Raw genomic sequence first — 3,820 nt, forward strand, 5'->3', positions numbered from 1 at the left:
AGATGTGTATAAGAGACAAATATATGACCAATCGCTTTTCCTTATCTTTCGACAATATCATAATAACTCTGAAAACAGGTACTCTGTAGTTAAATAAGAGGTACAAAAAGGGTAGTTAACAGGTATTATTTGAACCTTACTAATTCCAAAGCCGATGCAAATTGAATCAATATCACACTTGACTCTTGTTTAATTAGCTCTTCGCTAACATGACAACGCTCCGAAGTGAAATTAACAGAGTATCCATGAATATATCGATCGTAAAATATTTGTTTCCTTCGTTTTGTAATATCCGGCTTAAATGGGTGTTGCACTGCAGAAAATCCTTGAACAAATAACTTGTGGAGATAGATAAATTCTTCTTGAGCTGTTTCATTTTGTATAAGTATCTGCTCCGCCTCTGGATGATTCACAGAAGAATGAGAAGGCGGGACAAGGGAGAAACTTGATGTAATCTTTGGCTCTCTCGGTTGCCCAACTCTGCTTCTCGATGCTAGATATTCACCTAAAAAGATACCTACATTGTATTTGGTTCTCTCCATATCAACATTTTCTTTAGCCGGCATTTCATATTTACTGACATCAAAAAGTACCATTCTCTCAATTCCCCCTGTGATATAATAAACTTGTCGAATTTATTGATCAGCTGGGGAAATCCCGGCTTTTTATTTTTTCTTTTTTGCAGTACCGTTAGCTTCGGCTTTTTGCTGCAGGCGACGTTTTTTCTTCTTAACCTTTGATTTTTTCTTTCCCAATTAATTCCCTCCTTGGTTCGATTTGATTGATTCTGTCATAAAATAGGCCACTAGTCCTAACGATTCTTCTTCGGAGAAGCCTTCTCTTATTAACGATCCCCTAAATGCTCCAAGACTATGTGCTAATTCTTCCATAGCTATTGCAGATTGTTGTCTCCGACTAATAGCTTCTAAAATGTCATGCTTATCTTGATCGTTCATAGAAACCTCCGTGATAGGCGACGTCACCGTATCCCGATCCTCTCTAAAAAAATAATTTCAGTTTGCCATGCAAGTGGATTCGAAACATATTGCGTGCGCCAGCTGGCATCACTTGCACAACCCTCATCTTCGTCGAAATCAAAATACTCGAATAGTTTCGGGTTCTTCTTACTACCGATAGGCCTTAGTGCCGAGTATGAGTTATAAGCTGGAACTCCGGTAAAATTGTACGTTTTCGGCATCCAGCAGACTATTTCATCAGTAAGCTCTCCTTTTTCGTCATATGCGTAAAGATAGCCTTCATCTCGCATAATGGCGTCAGCGTTATTTTGAATAATGGGCCCCCTCTGTTTAATCTTCTTCCAAAAAATTCGTTTTTTCATGATCATTAATCCTCCTTGTCTGATTTCAATTCATAAAGAATTTGCTTCTTCTCAAAATCACGAGACATCATCAACCAATGTTCGTTCCACTTTTCTCGTAATGTAGCTCGTAATGACGTTTTTGGGTTTTTATAATGATCGGAAACAACAGGTACATTTTCAATGATTTCTTCAAGTGTCGATGGCCCATTGCTTTCTAAGAACGTTTTTACTGCATTGATCATGAATGAATAATCAGTTATTGTTTCTCCACCTTTAGAGCCTCCTATATTCTCGTGCGAATACGTTTTGATATGTCCTCGAAGGCTATATTGATAGAAATCCCCTTTTAACTTTTTCTTCGGCGCACGATGATTAAACTTCGCTTCATGTGCAACAGTAGCAATATATTTCTGATATGGTCCTTCATGATACTTGTTCCAGATAGCCTCATTTGATTCGTTTTTACGAACGTATATCAAACCAATATTTTTCGGCGCAAGAAACTCGTTATAAATGAACCAATGAGATGTTTTTACTTTAGGAACAGCGATATATACGAAGTGTGCATGGTGACAGGCATGGTAGGCTTGCTCGATCACTTTAAAATTTAGTGTCTTTTTCATCTCGACGATTACTTCTGCAGGTCCTTTTAATCCTACTACGTCAAAATTCATTATCTCGCCATACACTTCGCTACAACCGGATTCTTCCAGTAACAGTTTTACTGGTTCAAACATGTCTTTTTCTTTCAAAATATCACCTTTTTCTCTTAGATAGCTTCGACATAATTAGCTATAATCAATTACTAAAACAAATTCTGAATTCTTGATTGGTCGGATTATTCTCCCTTCATAGAAATCTTCCATGTGACATCTTTGTTTTACAAATTCTACTGGTTCAAAGAAGTCATTCCCATATGCTGACTGTTCTTGAAATCCTTTATCGTCAGCAAGCTCTTTCTTTTCAAATGAAATGATATTATCAAAATCCTCATAATCTTCCATGATCTCTGATAGTGCTTCTAGAAATTCATCCATTACTCTACCCCTTCTCTCTACTATCACTTCGCTAACCGAATCTTTTTAAAACAATTTCACGACACGGTATCCCTTTTTCAACAAGTTTTCTTCTTAATTCTCTAAGTTCTAGTGTGTACCAACTAAAGTATCTGCCATTCCTAAAATTCGAAGGAGACAATTCTATCGGCTCACCAATCTGGTCATACTTAGTTAGTAGCACTAGCATCGATGTAAGAGTTTTGCCAGTTGCTCGTCCTGATGGTATTTTTACATCTTTACCTTTTAGAATTTCTCTTTGGTATTCATAAAGCATGAACCCTAGAGCTTTTTCAATCATTTCAATAAATTTTTCTGTATGCTCCATATAAATTCCTTCCATGATTGCTTCGGTTACCGGATCTTAATTTTTCTAATAGATTCAGCAGCCATTCGGCACTGCCTACCGACCTCCAAAAAGGCTTCTATGATGTTCCGGCTCCGACGTTCTGCTGGTGTCTCATATTTCAATCTGAGCCGTTCAACTCTCCTGTGTCTATTATTCATTCTGCTACCTCAAACTCTCTTCCGCATTCATGGCAGAACTTCCGTCTTATATAAATGCAAGTGCCATCTTCGTATCCCTCTGGATATGCTTTAATACGGATAGTTCTTCCGGTTGTATCAACATGTACGTAATCCTTCTCTTCTACTTCTTGAATGGAACCGTCGCAATATTTACACAACTATTCCGCCACCCCTTTCAACTTCCTGCCACACATCGGACAATAATTTATTTTGCTTAATTGTCCCAAATATCGATTTACTAATAGTAGTTCTCCGCTATTTGAGATTAATATTTTCCCGGTGTCCTTTTCGATTTCGTTTTCATCAAACTCAACTAACACAGTATTATCGAAAGGGAAATCAGATTTACAGTATTCACATTCTGTTCCTGTTTTCATTCGATCACACCTACGCTTTCTCTATTGAACCGTGAAGAGCTTCTGCAAGAGATTGCGCTTCACTTTTGATAAACGGCTTGGCTTGCAATTTCGCTCTTGGATTATCGTCAATAACAAAGGTTGGACAGGTACCATCTTCGCCCCAATTCAAGAAATACATTCCTTTTACTCTAACGATCCACTCTTCAACTTCCTCGACCTCGTAACCGTATTGAAATGCATTAACAAATCTATAAGGATCTTCAAATGACCATGCCAAAATATCGTCCTTAGGCCACGACGAGCAGATGTTAAACAATCCGTGATATGCTTCCAATCCGTTTTGCTCATTTTTCTTACAGAAATCAAGAAACTCTTTCATGAATTTTGGTACTTTGACTTTTTTTGGTTCGTCCATCTCTTTGATTACTTCAATCACACTCGGCGTTCTGACGATCGCGCAAGGATAAATTGCAGGATATTCACTAAAATTTTTAATACATTCGATTGCTTCTTGCTTATTCATTTCATACCTCCTTAATTGACTGTTAAATGATTTA

8 protein-coding genes are annotated in these 3,820 nt (G+C 37.5%); all 8 read right to left on the bottom strand.

Features of this window, described 5'->3' with window-relative positions; genetic code table 11:
* Nucleotides 1–125: 125 nt before the first annotated feature.
* The 8 genes from A5875_RS21170 to A5875_RS21215 all read right to left on the bottom strand — a co-directional run bounded on the left by A5875_RS21170 (nucleotide 126) and on the right by A5875_RS21215 (nucleotide 3,786).
* The gene (locus tag A5875_RS21170) at nucleotides 126–596 is read right to left on the bottom strand and encodes an ArpU family phage packaging/lysis transcriptional regulator (RefSeq protein WP_088935545.1); all 471 of its coding nucleotides are present in this window, start codon (nucleotides 594–596) and stop codon (nucleotides 126–128) included.
* Between the two features lie 159 nt (nucleotides 597–755).
* Nucleotides 756–956, bottom strand: coding sequence for a hypothetical protein (locus tag A5875_RS21180; protein ID WP_088935547.1), 201 nt, complete (start codon nucleotides 954–956; stop codon nucleotides 756–758).
* Between the two features lie 23 nt (nucleotides 957–979).
* Complete coding sequence (locus A5875_RS21185) at nucleotides 980–1,339, bottom strand: hypothetical protein (RefSeq protein ID WP_088935866.1); 360 nt, start codon at nucleotides 1,337–1,339, stop codon at nucleotides 980–982.
* Nucleotides 1,340–1,344: 5 nt separating this feature from the next.
* A complete protein-coding gene (locus A5875_RS21190; protein ID WP_088935548.1) occupies nucleotides 1,345–2,073 on the bottom strand; it encodes a hypothetical protein in 729 nt (242 codons plus the stop codon).
* A 36-nt stretch (nucleotides 2,074–2,109) separates the two neighbouring features.
* Entirely contained in the window at nucleotides 2,110–2,358 is a 249-nt protein-coding gene (locus A5875_RS21195) for a hypothetical protein (protein ID WP_088935549.1), read from the bottom strand.
* Between the two features lie 31 nt (nucleotides 2,359–2,389).
* On the bottom strand, nucleotides 2,390–2,704 hold the full coding sequence (locus A5875_RS21200; protein WP_088935550.1) for a hypothetical protein: 315 nt from the start codon (nucleotides 2,702–2,704) through the stop codon (nucleotides 2,390–2,392).
* A 358-nt stretch (nucleotides 2,705–3,062) separates the two neighbouring features.
* Complete coding sequence (locus A5875_RS21210; protein WP_088935552.1) at nucleotides 3,063–3,281, bottom strand: hypothetical protein; 219 nt, start codon at nucleotides 3,279–3,281, stop codon at nucleotides 3,063–3,065.
* Nucleotides 3,282–3,291: 10 nt separating this feature from the next.
* Nucleotides 3,292–3,786, bottom strand: a complete 495-nt coding sequence (locus A5875_RS21215; RefSeq protein ID WP_088935553.1) for a DUF1642 domain-containing protein — start codon at nucleotides 3,784–3,786, stop codon at nucleotides 3,292–3,294.
* Nucleotides 3,787–3,820: the final 34 nt, after the last annotated feature.

Source organism: Enterococcus sp. 3H8_DIV0648 (assembly GCF_002140655.1).
GTDB lineage: Bacteria > Bacillota > Bacilli > Lactobacillales > Enterococcaceae > Enterococcus_A > Enterococcus_A hulanensis.